This is a genomic window from Archangium violaceum Cb vi76 (assembly GCF_000733295.1).
In the GTDB taxonomy this organism is placed as follows: Bacteria; Myxococcota; Myxococcia; order Myxococcales; family Myxococcaceae; genus Archangium; species Archangium violaceum.
In genome coordinates, this window is record NZ_JPMI01000166.1 from 72,773 (window position 1) to 87,998 (window position 15,226).

Genomic DNA, 15,226 nt, shown 5'->3' on the forward strand with positions numbered 1-15,226 from the left:
GTGAGGTCCGGCGGGCTCAGGACCGCCGCTCCACCGTCGCCCCCAGCCGCTCGAGCAGCTCGCGGTACCACGTGAAGGCCCGCTCGGTGCGTCCCGGCAGGGCGTTGGTGCCCCACAGCACGGTGAGGGTGCGGCGCGTGCCGGCGTGCGTCTTGGTGCGCTGCGCGTCCTTCACCGCGTTGGCGCAGGGGCCCTCCGCGTCGAAGAGGCACAGCAGGCCCCCGAGGTCGATGCTCTGCCCGGAGGCGTTGAAGACGTACGAGGCGTCCGCGGGGGCGACGCCGATGCGCAGCGGCTCCTTCGCCCGCTCCGGGTCCACCACGCTGATGGGCAGCCCGCTGTGCAGCGACACCGCGTTGCACACGTCCACCGCGGCGTTGATGGAGCCGAGCGTCCCATCCCCCGCCGCCCGCACCAGGTACTCCGAGGCCGGCTTGCTCCGGCCCGTGGGCTTGAAGCCGCCATGACGCAGCAGGTCGCGCACCGCGCCACGCACGGCGTCATCGGCGCTCAGCGGCGCCGGAGCGTCCAGCTTCAGCAGCGCCACCAGCCACTCGGGCGAGGGCTGCTCGGACAGGGGCTTGGGGAAGGTGGCCTCGAAGGCCACCGTGTCCAAGAGGGGATGGGAGTCGACGGTGAGCACGGCGTCCTTCTACTCGAAGAGGCGGGTGGCCATGCGCTGCATCTTCTTCGCCTTGTCCGTGTACGGCGGGAAGAAGGTCTGCAGGAAGGCAATGGGGCCCTGGCGCAACACCGCCCGTTCATGGCTGAAGGTCCGGAAGCCGTACTCGCCGTGGTAGTTGCCCACGCCGCTCTCGCCGATGCCGCCGAAGGGCAGGTCCGCGTTCGTCAGGTGCACCACCGTCGTGTTCACGCAGGTGCCTCCCGCGGACGTCTCCGAAACGAGACGCTCCACCGAGCGCTTGTCCTGGCTGAAGATGTACATGGCCAGGGGCTTGGTGCCCGCGCGGATGTGACGCACCGCCTCGTCCAGTTGCTGGTAGCGCAGCACCGGCAGCACCGGGCCGAAGATCTCCTCCTCCATGATGGGGGCCTCGGGCTTCACGTCCGCCAGCACCGTGGGGGAGATGTAGCGGCTGGTGGCGTCCACCACGCCGCCCGTCACCACGCGCACCCCGCTGGCCACCGTGCGCTCCAGCAGCCCGTTCACCCGGGCGAACTGCGCGTCATCCACCATGCGGCAAAAGTCCGGCGTGGCCTTCCGTGCCTCCTCCGTCCTCCCGTAGAAGCGCTCCAGCGTCTCGCGCACCCTGGAGAGGAACTCCTCCTCCTTCGAGGCGTGCACCAGCACGTAGTCCGGCGCCACGCACGTCTGGCCCCCGTTGAGGAACTTGCCGAAGGCGATGCGCTCGGCCGCCGCCTTCACGTCCGCGTGCTCGTCCACCACCGCGGGCGACTTGCCGCCCAGCTCCAGCGTCACCCCGGCCAGGTGCTTCGCCGCCGCCTCCATCACCTTGCGCCCCACCTTCGGGCCCCCGGTGAAGAAGAAGTGGTCGAAGGGCAGCTCCAGCAGCGCCTGGCTCTCCTGCGCGCCTCCCTCCACCACCGTCACCTCGGAGGGATCGAACACGTCCCGGACGAGCTGCGCGATGAAGGCCGCCGTGTGCGGCGTCTTCTCGCTCGGCTTCAGCATCACGCAGTTGCCCGCGGCCACCGCCGCCACCAGCGGGGAGAGGGTCAGCTGGAAGGGGTAGTTCCACGGCGCGATGATGAGCACCACGCCCTTGGCCTCGTAACGCACCTCGCTGCGCGTGCCCGCGAGCAGCACCGGCGTGCCCACCTTGCGCGGCTTCATCCACTTCGCCAGGTGCTTGATGGCGTGGTCCAGCTCCATCAGCACCAGCAGCATCTCGCTCGTCTCCACCTCGGCCGCCGGCTTGCGGAAGTCCGCGTGGATGGCCTGGTAGAGCGCCTCGCGCCGCTCCACGACGGCGCGCCTGAGCTTCTTCAGCTTCTCGACGCGCTCCCTCGCGCTCGTCCTCGACAGCTCCCAGCGCCGCGCCCGCAGCCGCTCGAAGCGCTCCTGGAAGGGATTCTTCCGGCCCTGCTCCTCCATGCTCACCACGCGCATCGTGTCATCTCCTCGGGGTTTGTTTGACTCAGCGGGCTTCCAGCCCGCGCAGTGAAGTCGTGAGCGCGTCCGTCAGCTCGCGCGTGAAGTCCACCCGGAGCGGCTCCAGGTGCGGGGCGGCCGCGTGGGCCTCGCGCGCCACCGGGGCCAGGTCCGCCATCTGCCGCAGCCCCACCACCAGCGCGTGCACGTGCAGGAAGACGCGCACGCCCTCGCCCGCCTTCAGGAAGGGCAGCCGCTCCTCCACCAGCGTCCCCGCCCGCACCACCGCCTCCAGCAGCCGCTCCTTGAAGCCACGCACCTGCTCCACCGTGACGTTCTGCTCCAACACCGTCTGCAGCCTCGCCAGCAGCCGGGTGAGCGGCTCCTCCCCCTCCAGCGTCTCCGCCACCGTGCTCGCCACCCGCGCCCCCGTCCACCGCCCCTCGCCGCGCTCCAGCGTCTCCTCCAGCCGCGCGAACCACGCGAAGAGCTGCTCCTCCAGCAGCGCCAGGAAGAGCGCCTCCTTCGTCGGGAAGTAGAGGAACACCGTCCCCTTGGCCAGCTTCACCCGCTCCGCCACGTCCGCCATCTTCACCTCGTCGTACGAGGTGGCCCGGTACAGCTCCAACGCCGCGTCCAGCAGCTGCCGCCGCCTCGCCTCCTTGTCCTCTTCCTTCCTCGCCCGCTGCGGCGGCACCCGCTTCGCCGTGTTGCTGACCATGAGTCATTTCGTAAGAGGCGGTGTCTGTGCTGTCAAGTGACCTTGGGTCATCTGTTCACGGGCGGAGAAAGTCGCGGCGGCCCGGCTGATGTGCGAGCATGTGGGTATGCGTCCCATCCAGGCGGAGTTGCTCGACGGCGGCGCGCTGTACCGGGAAGTGGTGCTGGGCAAGCTGGCGCACGCGCGCGAGTCGGTGTGGATGGCGACCGCGAACGTGAAGGCCATGTACGTGGAGCAGGCGGGGCGCTACGTGCCGCTGCTTCAGGTGCTGGACGGGCTGGCGGCGCGCGGGGTGGCGCTGCGGCTGCTGCACGCGGAGATGCCCAGCCGGCCCTTCCGGGCGGAGTTCGACAAGCGCGCGCGGCTGGTGCGGGGCGGGTTGGAGCTGAAGGTGTGCCCGCGGGTGCACTTCAAGACGGTGCTGGTGGATGGGGCGTGGGCGTACCTGGGCAGCGCCAACCTCACCGGGGCGGGGCTGGGGGCCAAGGGCGAGGACGTGCGCAACTTCGAGATGGGCTTCGTCACCGAGGACTTCGACGTCATCGACCGGGTGACGGCGCTCTACGAGTCGGTGTGGAGCGGGGCGGAGTGCCGCGGTTGCCGGCTGCGCGCGGTGTGTCCGGATCCCATCCTCCCCGCGAGCGCACGGCCAGCGAAGAAGGAGTCTCCCGGCGGCATCCGCCTGGGCCAGGCGCGACGCCTGGTGCGCGGGCGCGGCTAGCCCGGCACTGCGGGTCCGTACAATCCAGCTGTTCGGAATGTTACAATCGCCCCCCGATGATGCCTGATGCCTCCGGGATGCAGGCCCTGCGCGGGGTGAAGCGGAAGAACTACTTCGTCTGTGCGGCCCTCCTCTTCGGGGGATTCATCGCCCATGGACTGAGCGCGGGAGCCTTCGCGCCGGCGCTCGTGCTGGCGTACGGGGGGTGGAGCGCGAGCTTCCTGGTCATTGGCGTGGCGGTGGGGGCGGGGTGGATTGCCGTGAAGTCGGCGGGGATGTGGTCCGGGCCGGTGTCGCTCGTGGCGGCGACGGTGCTCATCCACCACACCGGAGGACCGCTCAGCCCCTGCTTTCCGATGCTCAGCGCCATCCCCTTCGCCATCGCCATCTACACGCCGGACACCCGCGTGCCCACGGTGGTGGCCTGTGGGGGCATGCTGGGAGCGGTGATGGTGCTGGACGTGCTGGCCGGCCTGCCGCCGCGCGAGCTGCTGGCGCACGGGGCGTGCTTCGGCCTGATTGGAGCGATCGCCATCGCCGGGACGCGGACGTACCGGAGCATGCGCGACGCGGAGAAGACGGCGCAGCAGGAGCGGCTGGTGGCGCTGGATCAGCTGTCCGAGAGCGAGCGCCGCCGGTTGAAGGCCGAGCGCGAGCGCGCGGAGGTGGACCGGCTGGTGCTGGTGGGGCAGCTGGCGGCCGGGGTGGCCCACGAGGTGAACAACCCGCTGGCCTTCGTGAAGTCCAACCTCGGCTTCCTGGAGCGGGAGCTGCGCACCGAGGGTGGGGCGCTGGACGTGGGGGAGCTGCGGGACGTGGTCGCCGAGACGCAGGATGGGGTGCTGCGCATCCAGCAGATCGTCATGGATCTGCGGCGCTTCTCGCGGGAGATCGACGAGGGCGACGCGGGGCAGGCGGAGGACGCCATCCACGAGGCGAGGCGGCTGGCCTCGGTGCGCCTGCGCGGCCTGGGGGACGTGACGCTGGAGATCGACGCGGAGCTGCCGCCGGTGCGGCTGGGGCAGCGGCACCTGGTGCAGGTGTTGTTGAACCTGCTGGTGAACGCGGCGGATGCGGTGGAGGACGCGGAGCCCGCGCGCCGGGCGGCCATCGCGGTGAGGGCGCGGAAGCTGGAGGGCGGGGTGCGGGTGGAGGTGGAGGACAACGGCCCGGGGATTCCCCAGCACGTGTTGGCGCGGCTCTTCGAGCCCTTCTTCACCACCAAGCCGCCGGGCAAGGGCACCGGGCTGGGGCTGGCGCTGTGCCGCGAGTACGTCTCGCGCGTCGAGGGCTCGCTGCGTGCGGAGAACCGCTCCGAGGGCGGCGCCCGCTTCGTCATGTGGTTGCCGGCGGCGGGCGAGCCCGTCTCCGCTTCGGCCTCCGCCGCGGCGTGAGGCCCGCTCGCCGGGACAGACTGGCCTGCGAATGGCGCCCCTCGTCAATCGCCGCTCAACTCCTGCTTGTGGTCCTGGATTACTTCATCAAGGAGCAGTTGCTGGGTCTTTTCACGCGCGCGCACCTTCACTCCCGTGCTTTGGAGCAACGGCGAAGGCGCAATAATAAGGACGATCGTGTCACGCTCCGGGTGCTCGAGAGGAATGAGCGCCGACGAGGCCCCGAGCTCGGTGAGCGAGAATCCCAAGCGTGTGAAGAACTCGTAGGCCCTGGACGGGGTCTCCGGCTTTGGCCCCAAGCTGTAGTACCGCGTTTGCTTCTCCGGTTCAGCTTCAAAGGCAACCCTGGATACGAGCACCGCTCGTATCCAGTCGGAAAAGGTTGGGAAGGGCTGCTCGGGTGCAACCTTGCCGCGCACCAGGTCCTCTTCGTGAATTCGGATGATTGCCGCGTCACGTCCATCGGGTGTCGGACGAGTGAGTTCGAAAAAGTCGTCCGTGTCGCGTCCTTCGTTGCCCTCCTCACCCATGGTGAACTTGAGATACCGGCGAGAATTGGGCCGCTCTCGTTGAGGGTCCTTGCGATCCTCGAGCAGCGCCGCAACAGAGGTCGTGCCGTAATACGTCAACCGCAAGTCGCCCGTCGATGCGCCCATTGTCGCGAGGAACTCGCGATATACGCGAGGTAGCGCGTCGAGCCCTCCATGTGGCTTGGCCAGGGCAGCAATTTGGTCGGCCGTGGCCGCTTCGAAGCCCTGAGTGCTGCCGGGTTTCCATCGCTCCATGAACGCGAGCAAGCCCGTCATCGACAAGGGAGGGGGGGCCTCGAGAAGCTTTGACCAGGTCATCCGCACGTCTGCACCTCGAGGTCACACCGGGCCATGAAAAGCGTGTCCTGACACGACTGGCAGGAAAGCACGGTGGTCTCCTTCTTGCGTCGCATGTTGAGTTCGCCAGACCATATGAACGGCGACCCTCGTCAATCACCTCTCAACTCGTGCTTGTGGTCCTGGATTACTTCATTGAGGAGCAACTGCTGGGCCTTATCACGCGCGTGTAATTCCAGGCCAGTACTTGGGATTGATGTCGAAGGCGCGCTGATAAGGGCGATCGCACCGCGCTCCGGGTGCTCGAGAGGAATGACCTCCGACGAGGCCCCAAGTTCAGTGAGCGAGAATCCCAAGCGTGTGAAGAACTCATAGGCCTTGGCCGGAGCCTCGGGTTTCGGCCCAAGGTCGTAGTATCGCCTATGCTGCTTCGGGCCGACCTCCAAGCAGACTCTGGATACGATCACCGAACGTAGCCAGTCGGAGAAGGTCGGGAAGGGCCGCTCGGCTGCAACCTTGCCGCTCACCAGGTCTTCTTCGTGGATGCGGAGGATCGCCGCGTCACGTCCGTCGGGTGTCGGACGGGAGAGATCAAAGAAGTCGTCCGGGTGGCGGCCGTTGTAGTCGTCCTCGCCGATGGCGAACTTGAGGTGGCGGCGAGAATCGGGCCGTTCTCGTTGATGGTCCTTGAGATCCTCGAGCAGCACCGAGATCGAGGTCGTGCCAAACTTCAACCGCAAGCCGCCGGTCGATGCGCCCATGGTAGCGAGGAACTCGCGATACACGGGAGGCAGCGCGTCAAGCCCTCCATGGGACTTGGCCAGGGCAGCAATCTGGCCGGCTGTGGCCGGTTCGAAGCCATGAGTGCTCCCAGGCTTCCATCGCTCCATGAACGCGAGCAAGCCCGTTATCGACAAGGGAGGGGGGGCTTTTAGAAACTTTGACCAAGTCATTCGCAACTCTGCTTTTCGAGGTCGCACCGGGCCATGAACAGCGTGTCCTGACACGACTGGCAGGAAAGCACAGTGACCTCCTTCTTGCGTCGCATGTCAACGTGTTCCTCGACACGCGCTCCGCCCTTTCCAGCCTTGATATCGTCGGCGCTCGGAGGCGTCCAAGGCCCCTTAGCCTTAGATGGAGCATCTGGAGCATCGTCGATGGGCCCGCGATAGTATGTCTTGAATTTCACGCCCTTCTTGTCAGAAGAGAAAGAGAAGTAAATCTCGGTCATCGAGTGCGCGACGTGGCCACTCTTGCCGATGAGCTTGGCGCCTGCACAGGTCCCAGGGCGATTATTGTATCCCTCCTCTCCGCTGTCGGACTTTCTTACCGTTTCCTTCCACTGCTCGCTCATCTTTTCTATCGCCTCGGTGTCTCCTGCGGCACATCTTGGGTTGATGGCCATGAAGTCCTCCAGCGTGGCGGCCTCCCCAAGGACTGTGCAACCGTGAGACTCGGCGATGGCTTTGAACCCGGGAGGCACCTCGTTACCCGATACTGCGGCGAACTTCTTGCCGGTGAGGCATACCAAGACCCCGAACATGTACGCGCCAGATTTCTCGCGACGATGATTCTCAAGCCCATCGCGCTTCCTCTCAAGTGACTTGATATAGGCCATCCGCTCATCCAAGGTCGTCTGTTTGGGTGGGGGGTCTTGACGCTGAATGCGTCCGAGGTCGGCGACCTTCATTGCGATTTCCTGGTTGACCTTGGCCCATTCGTCCTCGCGCGCCTTGAGGTCCTTGAGAATCTTGTTGGCGATGTCGAGGCTCCCTTCTGGAAGCTCAAGCGCCGCGTGGCTGTCCGGATCCTTCTGACAGATGATACACGCCCCCTCGAAGTCGTCCCCGTAGGCGAATCCCGTCCCACCAGCCGACATGAACGCGGTGTTGAACGAGTTGCCGTTGTGGAGGGTGACATCGAGGAAGCGCACGACGCCCTTGCCCTCAATCTTCACGTCCACGCTGCCGCTACCCCAGGCCATCTTCCCCTTGAACTTGGAGGAGATGAGGCCGCCTGCCGTCCCCGGCTCGTCGCCCGAGCTGGTGCTCAACTCGGAGTCGGTCAGCGCCACCGGGTGGCCATTGATGGTGACGCTCTTGCTTCCCTTGGTGAGCATGGAGTCCTGGGCCGAGTTGACGAAGGGCGTGGGCACCGGCCCTCCCGGCGTCGGCACCTTGCAGACGTCGGGCGCGGCCGAGGTGTGCGTGTTGCCGCTCCCCTTGTGCAGGATGGAGCGGCCGTTGGCGAAGACCTTGCTCATGATTCCTCCTTGGCACTTCGAATCATCTCCACGACGCAGGCCCCAATGCGCCCACCGTCGGCACTGCCATGAATGAGTGTCCTTCGAGCGCTGGGCCCACGCCAGCGCGCCCGGTGCAGGGCCACGCCCAGCATGACGGGGCCGGCACCAGCCCCTGCGTCCCCCAGCCCTTCGCCCGCGACGTACACGCGTAAGGGCTCGGGCATGAGGGAGGCGTTGCGCAGGTAGGCGCGGGAGAACTCGGTGCCCCAGAAAGAGTCTCCTGGCTGACAGGCCAGGACTGCATCCACGCGCCGTGCGCCCGTCACCGCGTCTCGCCGTAGGGTATGGAGGGCTTCCGTCAGTCCCTCCGCCAGGCTGGGGCCGCGCTGCGAGAAGGGCTTCGGTTCGACGGCGAGGGCTGTGCCCAGCAGGACGCCCGTGGCCTCCAGCTTCAGAGACCTGGCGGCGCCCGGCCGGGCCAGGGCGACGAAGCCCGCCGCCTCCCCTGGAATCCTCCCGTCCGGATTCCGGCGCCCCAGGTGCAGCCGTGCCGCTGCCAATGCCTCCAGCGAAGCGCCGTCTGCCAGCGAGTCCACCGCGCCCACCAGGGCCAGCGCCCCCGCGCGGCCGGAGTGCAAGTCCTTCTGGGCGGAGGCCAGGGCTTCGAAGAAGGCGGCCCGCCCGGCCTCGTGCACCTTCACCACTTCCAGCCGTCCCGCCGTCTCGGCCAGCAGCGCCGCTACCAGCGCTTCCTGCTCCACCCGGGCGCCCAGCCCCGCCTCGGGCAGTCCAAGGTACAGCGGCACTCGCCCTGGGGGGAGGGATGCCAGCAGCGGCCGCACTCCGGCGAGGGCCTGCCGGGCCAGCGCCGCCATGCGTTGGGTGCGAGAGAGGGAGTCGTCGAGGAGACTCAGCCGCGAGGCCCGCACGGGCTCTGCTACCTCGTCCAGCACCTCCGTCCGTGTGAAGCGCACGAGGCCGGCGCGCAGCGACGCCAGCGTCATGTGCGTCGAGGTGCCAATGGGCGTGCAGAGTCCCAGCCCCACTACCTGCGCTCCACTCATGGCACGTCCTCCCCGGACTCCAAGAGCCGCACGCTACTCACCTCATGCGTGGCCAGCTGCCGGTGCGCCGGAAACGTCGCCCGCCAGGTGAGGACGAGGCGGCGCTCCTCCGGCTCCAGCAGCACCGTGTCCAACACCATGCGCCGCTTCTCCCGTCGTCCGGCGAAGGTGCAGCGGGCCAGTAACTGGTGCGTGGGGAGCGTGAAGGCCAGGGGCCCGTCGGGTGAGACGCCCTCCAGCACCACCGGCTCTCCGCCCCGCAGGTGAGTCGAAGCCCGCAGGCCCTCGGGGGCGGCGTGGAAGAAGCGCTCGTCGAAGTCCACGGGCCAGAGCGGGGCGCGCTTCTCCACCCACGCCGCGTCGTACGTCCCCGCCCAACCCAGGCGCGGTTGCCAGTGCCGCGCCACGGGGCCGAAGCCGCGGGGCGGTGGCCTGTCCGCCCAGCCGCGCACGAGGGACTCCGGGGCTTCAATGCAGGGCAGGGGCTTTTCCAGCGCCTCCTTCGCACTGGCGTAGAAGCCCCGGCCCACGGGGTTGCGCGCCTCGTGGCCCGAGGCCGAGGTGCCGCCGAAGGCGTACTCGTACCGCAGCGGAAGGGACTCGAAGGGCAGCGCGTCCGAGGCGCTCAGTCCGGCGAGGCCCTGGTACCAGACGCGGGGGCCCGAGACGACGGCCCGCTGCTCCAGCGCGCCCACCCGCACCGCCACCTGCGTGCGCGTCGCCTTGCGGCCCCGGGGCGCCCAGGCCTGGCCGTGCAGCAGCACGTCGGTACCGGGCCGCGTGTAGGCGGATGGCGACTCGTGGCGAAGGCTCGACTTCTCCGGCTCGCCCCAATACGTGTCCGTGGTGGCAGGCTGCGGTTGCTCCTCGCATACCGCCAGCGGTGCGTGCGTGGAGCGCCCGGCCGGGGGCAGGACGAAGCTGCCGGCCACGACGAGGACGAGGCACTCGTCGCCCTCCTTCGTGAGCGAGAGGAAGTCGGTGGCCGCGAAGGGCGTGAGGTTTTGGAGGGCGGGCATGGGACGTCAGCGCAGGGTGGAGGCCAGGGGCGTGCTCCGCAGTCGGGCACATGCGCCCCGGGCCCGGGCGATGGCGTCGCGTTGGCGGCGGGTAAAGGCGCGGGTGGCAATGACATGCTGCCCTCGCGTGCGAATGGCCAGCTCCCGCGCCAGCACGTGCCGGCGCCGCATGGGGCTGGACTCCAGGGCGTCCAGCAGCACCGGGCCGCTGAAGGGCTGGCCCCGCAGGTAGCGCGTGCCCTTGGCGAAGCGGGTGCGCGCTTGCGCCCACCAGTCCCTGACGGCGGCCACATGTGGCCAGGCCAGGTCGTCCTCCGGCCGCGGCTCCAGGTCCGCGTCCAGACCCTCCTGCTCCTCCGGCGGCACCGGCGCGCCTTCGGGCCGCTCGCCCGGAGGCAGGGCTTGGGCGCCCTCCAGCCGCAGCCCCGTCATGGCCGAGAGGGCCTCTGCCGCCAGGTGCGCCACCTCGGGCACCTCGAGGTACTGCACGCACGCCTCCATGGCCGCCACCCGGCCGCTGAAGCCCAGGGCCCAGAGGGCGTCCGCACGCAACCCAGGGGACTCCAGGCAGTCCACCAGGAGAGAGGCCTCCGCCTCGTCGCAGCCCAGGGCCAGCAGCACCATGGCTTCCCGGGCACACGCGCCGGGCGACTGCACCTCCTCGCGGCAGGCCTCCCAGGCCAGACGCACGCCGGAGGCCAGTCCCACCTCCATGGCCGCCGCACGAATGCCGGGGTGCCCCGAGTCCAGCAGCCCGGGCAGATGCCCGCGCACCGTGTCCTCCGGCAGCGGCAGCGCCCCGCGCAGGGCCGCTACCCGCGCCCGTTGCTCGTCATGTCTGAAGAAGCGCACCAGCGCCTCGGCAGGCGCCTCCTGGCGGAAGGCCAGAGCCTCCAGCACTCCGGCCTGCAAGGCTGTGTCCTCCAGCTTCAGCAACTCCAGGAGGCGTGCGCCCAGGCACGGGGCTTCACTCACCTCCAACGCCCGGAGAATGGCGGTACTGGCCGGCGCCTTCGCCCCTCGCAACCGCACCAGTACCTCCTCCACCTCCCCCTGCGCCAGCAGTGCGTGGGCCGCGGCCGAAATACGCGGCGCGTCCTCTGAGTCGAAGGCCAGGCGCACCACGGTGTCGAGCGCGTCCTCGTCCTCCAGCCCCTCCAGGCACGCCAGCAGCCTTTCCTCGCGCTCCGTCGTCTCCGCCAGCGTGAAGTCCGGTGCCACCAGGGCCCTTTCCCACTGCACCCACCGGAAGGTCGCCTCGTCCAGGTACTCCTCCAGCACGTCCAGCAACACCATGACACCGCCCCCCTGGTTGATTCGAACCGGGCCGCCCCGGAGGCGAATGACGCCCTCGGCGCACGTCTCCACGTACGTCCCCTCGAGGAGAATGCGTTCACGGGGGAGACTCCGCTGGCGTGCAAAGACAACAAGCCATTCATGAAGACTCCCCCCTCCGTGAAACGCGAGGACGGGGCGCTGAATGGACAACGTGGAGGGGGGGAACGTCTTCCGCCCTCGCGGGGGCAAAACTACCCCATGCGGCGCAACGACTCAAACAGCCGAGCTTGTCGCTACCGGGCCGCCCTACTGCTTCAGGCGGACTCGCGATGCATGTGGCGTACTGGGTGTTCCACTTGCCACTAAGTAGGTAGCCAAAAGTTCCAAGACGAATGAAGGGCCTTTCGCTGCTGGCTCCGCTCCGAATTCGTTCAGGAACTTCTGGCGACCTGCTTAGGGTGTCTTGCGGTGCCGGGCCCGCCAGGCGCTGGGGGACTCGCCGGTCATCTTGCGGAACAGGCTGCTGAAGTGCTGGAGGGACGCGCACCCCACCTCCACGGCCACCGCGGTGAGCTTGGCGTCGCTCTCGAGCAGGAGCGTCTGCGCGGTGCGCACCTGCACCGTGTTGAGCTCGGACTGGAAGGAGGTGCCGGCCTCGCGCAGGCGGCGCTGGAGGGTGCGCTCGGACATGCCCAGCTCCCGGGCCACGTCCGCGAGGTTGGCGTCCACCAGCCGGTGGCGCAGCACCCGGTGCAGCTCGCCGAGCAGCGGGGACTGCCCCATCTGCTGCATCACCAGGTCGTTCAGCTCGTTCATCAGGGCGCGGGACTCGTCCTCGGGACGGCCCAGCCAGGCGAGCGCCTCGTGCGCATCCGCGAAGGCCCGCGTGGGGTAGCCGGAGCTGACGAGGCTGTAGAAGCCGCCCACCACCGCGCCCGCCATGCCCTCGGGCCGCACCAGCGCCTGTCGCTTCACCGTCTGGGAGAAGCCGGAGATGCGCGGCGCCATGTACTTCACCAGCACGGACAGGCCGCTGGCGTCCGGGGCCTCCACGCGGCTGGCGTCCACCAGGGACAGGTGGGGCGCCGCGGGGGCCAGCTCCACGTCCAGCACCTGGGTGAGCCGTTGAATCTGGGCCTCGCCGGGCCTACCCCACACGGTGAACCCGCACAGCTCGGGCGTGGCGTACCAGTGGAAGAAGTTCTCTCCCGTCAGATAGCGGCCGATGGGGTCTCGGAGGTAGTCGTCGAGTCCTTCTGCGGGGCGCACGGCGCGGCAGCATAGCGCTTGAGGAGCCGCGCCACCCAGGACGGATGGATGGGGGACAGCGGGGTTTGCAGTGCTGGACGAATCAACCCCTCGGAGGCCAGACGCTCCGTGAGGGCTGGCAGCTCCCGCCAGGGCAGTTGGGGACGCAGGTGGTGGGCCTGGTGGTAGCCGGCGTTGAAGCACAGGAGGTTGTACAGGCGGGAAGTGGACGTCACGGCCAGCGAGTCCCGGCGGGTGGCGTCCGTCTCGTGGTGGGCGGCCAGGTTGAGCACGTGGATGGACAGCTGCCCCGCGAGCATCATCCCGAAGTAGGACAGGGCCAGCCACGGCCGCCACAGGGCGAGCGCCACCAGGGAGCCCTGCAGCAGGACGAAGTCGAGCACCAGCTCGGCGCGCTGGCCCTTCCTCTGTCCGGCCACCTTCCACACGTTGGCCAGCAGGCCATGGGGCCAGAACCACGGGGTGAGGGTGGAGCGCACCAGGTACCTCAGCGCGCCCTCGCCGGAGCGGCGGCGGCCCCAGTCCCCCTCTCCATCGTTGTACCGGTGATGGTTGAAGTGGTGGATGTGGTAGCCGCGGTAGGCGAAGCCGCATGCCACGCCGAGCGTGCGTGACACCAGCCAGCGCAGCGCCCGGGGGCGGGCGATGGGCTGGTGCATGTGGTTGTGGAGGACGGCGTAGTTCCAGAAGAGGAGGAGGAAGCCGGCCCCCATCAGGGTGACGCGGCCCGTCATGGGCAGGGTGTCCCAGCTCACCAACAACGCGGCGAGCCAGGTGCACCAGAGGCCATGGACGGCGAGGTGGGGCACATCGAGGGTGGGGAGGGCGGAGGGGCGGAGGGGCATGGCCCCTTCGATGTACGCACGCGGGGTGTGAACTGCTTCATTGCAAGCGCCAATCGGTTGCGCCAGCGCGAAAATCCGGACGTTCCCGCTCCCCCCTCTGATGGGCGGTGGATCAGTCCTCGCCCTCGCGGCGGAGGGTGGAGGCCATCAGGGAGAGGGCGCGGATCTGCGTGCTGTTGAGCTTGCGCACGTTGCGCAGCAGCCGCCGCATCGCCGGGGGCTCCTGCTCGGAGGAGGGGGGCGGGGGCTCCTCCCAGATGGGGGGGTGGGGCGAGCTGAGCGCGAGCAGGGCATCCGCGGACAGGTGCAGGGCCAGGCAGATGCGGCGCAGCGTGGGGACACTCGGCATGAGCAGCCCCCGCTCCAGCCGGCCGTAGACCTCGGTGGCCACGCCGATGCGCTCGGCCACGTCCGCCTGCGTCAAACTGGCCTTCAGCCGGGCTTCCCGGGCCGCGTCTCCCAGGGCCTTGGACAGCTTCAGCTTCGCCTCGCGCTTGCTCCGGCGGGGGCGGAGGGGGGGAGGGGAAGGGGTCTGCTCGGGGGGGACTTGAAAAGTAGTCTTCGACGCCATGGCTCCGTCCTGACTGCTCGCTGGCTTATATGACTCCAGAAGTCATGTGTCAGCGGCGACTTTGAAAGTGGGTTGTGAGGTGACGCACGAAAGGAAAGAGGCCCCCGGCACGTGTTGGTGGCACGTGCCGGGAGCCTCTCGAGGCACCAAGGAAGAAGCCGTGGCTCCTCCCAACTGATGCTCATGGGTGCTGACAGGGGCCCGGTGTCACCCGCACCGTGTCCCTGCACGAGCCGACCAGTGGCGTTACCCAGAAGGACTCGCGTGTTTCGTGTTACCTTTCAGCTTGAGTCTGGCAGCCCCACCTGTCAAGTCACATGCGTCAGGGGAGCAAGGCCTGCGGAGGACGCGGAGCGCTGTACCCGGGCATGTAGCATTTGCCCTCGAGCTCGTAGGCATCCTCACAGGGTGGACGAGATGCGATTTCGACCCAGCATCCACCGCGGATGACAACCTCGTGCCGCGACTTGCATGGCGGGCGGTTCTGACCCCGGAAGGGCCCCTGGGGCATGGGATGGGCAATGACATCCGGTCCGCTCGTATAGAGCGCCGAGTCGGGCTCCGGGCTGTCCAGGGTGAGCACGGGCGGCGCGGTGGCCGGAGTGAGGGGCCCTGGTGTGGCGTGCGTCCACGGAGTCACCCCGAGCGCCAGCAGCAGGGCCACCAGGACTCCGCTCGGGGCGCGTGAGCGTGGCGGGGAGGGCTTCTGGGCGCCGGCCGTCAGGTGGGCCCGCGCTTCCGGCCGTGTGTCGATGCGCATCAGGGTCACGGCCCATCGCTCGAGCATCCACGTGAGCTGCCGGAGTTGTCCGTTCGCGGGCGCGCGTTCCACCTCGAGCGCGAGGTAGGGCGGGGTGACGTTGGCGGTGGCGCGCACCTGCCAGTCCTCTTCCGCGCGCAGATCTCCTTTCGGTCCGGGCATGAGCACCAGGGCCGGGTTGCCCGTCTCGTTGTTGCGCGCCTCGTACAGCCGGCCCAGTCCGCCACCGATGGCGCGGTAGCGTTTGAGAACGCGGTAGGGTTCCGGGGGTCCATCGTTCGGGTGGATGTCTTCCTTCTCGTCTTGCTTCTTCATGGGGTGTCCTCCCGGGAAAGACTCCTAACATACCGGGCTGACCAATCGGGTTGGGTCGAATCCGCGCGAGCCGAACCTGTGAAGTCGAGTTCGTCCCCTCTCCCTCTGGGAGAGGGTCAGGGT

At 68.6% G+C, this 15,226-nt stretch carries 15 protein-coding genes; 2 read left to right on the top strand and 13 right to left on the bottom strand.

Going from position 1 to position 15,226, the window contains the following annotated elements:
• Positions 1-16 precede the first annotated feature (16 nt).
• Genes Q664_RS24535 through Q664_RS24545 form a run of 3 tightly spaced genes read right to left on the bottom strand, consistent with a single transcriptional unit; the run spans position 17 to position 2,795 of the window.
• On the bottom strand, positions 17-643 hold the full coding sequence (locus Q664_RS24535) for a hypothetical protein (RefSeq protein ID WP_043400385.1): 627 nt from the start codon (positions 641-643) through the stop codon (positions 17-19).
• Positions 644-652: 9 nt separating this feature from the next.
• Positions 653-2,092: an aldehyde dehydrogenase family protein gene (locus Q664_RS24540; protein ID WP_043400387.1), complete on the bottom strand. Its 1,440-nt coding sequence runs from the start codon at positions 2,090-2,092 to the stop codon at positions 653-655.
• A 28-nt stretch (positions 2,093-2,120) separates the two neighbouring features.
• The gene (locus Q664_RS24545; protein WP_043400390.1) at positions 2,121-2,795 is read right to left on the bottom strand and encodes a TetR/AcrR family transcriptional regulator; all 675 of its coding nucleotides are present in this window, start codon (positions 2,793-2,795) and stop codon (positions 2,121-2,123) included.
• A 106-nt stretch (positions 2,796-2,901) separates the two neighbouring features.
• On the opposite strand from Q664_RS24545, the gene Q664_RS24550 reads away from it, so the two are divergent.
• Positions 2,902-3,516 (top strand): phospholipase D-like domain-containing protein, encoded by a 615-nt coding sequence (locus tag Q664_RS24550; RefSeq protein WP_043400474.1) that lies wholly within the window; start codon positions 2,902-2,904, stop codon positions 3,514-3,516.
• Between the two features lie 56 nt (positions 3,517-3,572).
• On the top strand, positions 3,573-4,910 hold the full coding sequence (locus Q664_RS24555; protein ID WP_043400393.1) for a sensor histidine kinase: 1,338 nt from the start codon (positions 3,573-3,575) through the stop codon (positions 4,908-4,910).
• Between the two features lie 44 nt (positions 4,911-4,954).
• On the opposite strand, the gene Q664_RS24560 is transcribed toward Q664_RS24555, so the two are convergent.
• The 10 genes from Q664_RS24560 to Q664_RS24605 all read right to left on the bottom strand — a co-directional run bounded on the left by Q664_RS24560 (position 4,955) and on the right by Q664_RS24605 (position 15,103).
• Entirely contained in the window at positions 4,955-5,716 is a 762-nt protein-coding gene (locus Q664_RS24560) for a hypothetical protein (RefSeq protein WP_235216856.1), read from the bottom strand.
• Positions 5,717-5,889: 173 nt separating this feature from the next.
• Positions 5,890-6,522, bottom strand: coding sequence for a hypothetical protein (locus Q664_RS24565; RefSeq protein ID WP_235216857.1), 633 nt, complete (start codon positions 6,520-6,522; stop codon positions 5,890-5,892).
• 164 nt (positions 6,523-6,686) lie between these two features.
• A complete protein-coding gene (locus Q664_RS24570) occupies positions 6,687-8,000 on the bottom strand; it encodes a DUF4150 domain-containing protein (RefSeq protein ID WP_043400398.1) in 1,314 nt (437 codons plus the stop codon).
• Positions 7,997-9,046, bottom strand: a complete 1,050-nt coding sequence (locus Q664_RS24575; protein WP_043400400.1) for a 3-oxoacyl-ACP synthase — start codon at positions 9,044-9,046, stop codon at positions 7,997-7,999. Before Q664_RS24575 ends, Q664_RS24570 begins: the two co-directional genes overlap by 4 nt.
• Positions 9,043-10,065: a DUF2169 family type VI secretion system accessory protein gene (locus tag Q664_RS24580; protein WP_043400402.1), complete on the bottom strand. Its 1,023-nt coding sequence runs from the start codon at positions 10,063-10,065 to the stop codon at positions 9,043-9,045. The genes Q664_RS24575 and Q664_RS24580 overlap by 4 nt, the downstream gene beginning before the upstream one ends.
• Positions 10,066-10,071: 6 nt before the next feature.
• Positions 10,072-11,433: a TIGR02270 family protein gene (locus Q664_RS24585; protein WP_235216858.1), complete on the bottom strand. Its 1,362-nt coding sequence runs from the start codon at positions 11,431-11,433 to the stop codon at positions 10,072-10,074.
• 363 nt (positions 11,434-11,796) lie between these two features.
• Complete coding sequence (locus Q664_RS24590) at positions 11,797-12,474, bottom strand: helix-turn-helix domain-containing protein (protein WP_084610339.1); 678 nt, start codon at positions 12,472-12,474, stop codon at positions 11,797-11,799.
• A gap of 80 nt (positions 12,475-12,554) precedes the next feature.
• The gene (locus tag Q664_RS24595; protein ID WP_043400405.1) at positions 12,555-13,457 is read right to left on the bottom strand and encodes a fatty acid desaturase family protein; all 903 of its coding nucleotides are present in this window, start codon (positions 13,455-13,457) and stop codon (positions 12,555-12,557) included.
• A gap of 112 nt (positions 13,458-13,569) precedes the next feature.
• Positions 13,570-14,028 carry a helix-turn-helix transcriptional regulator gene (locus Q664_RS24600; protein WP_084610332.1) on the bottom strand — a complete coding sequence of 153 codons (459 nt, stop codon included), beginning with the start codon at positions 14,026-14,028 and terminating at the stop codon, positions 13,570-13,572.
• A gap of 322 nt (positions 14,029-14,350) precedes the next feature.
• On the bottom strand, positions 14,351-15,103 hold the full coding sequence (locus tag Q664_RS24605; RefSeq protein WP_043400408.1) for a hypothetical protein: 753 nt from the start codon (positions 15,101-15,103) through the stop codon (positions 14,351-14,353).
• Between the last annotated feature and the right edge of the window lie 123 nt (positions 15,104-15,226).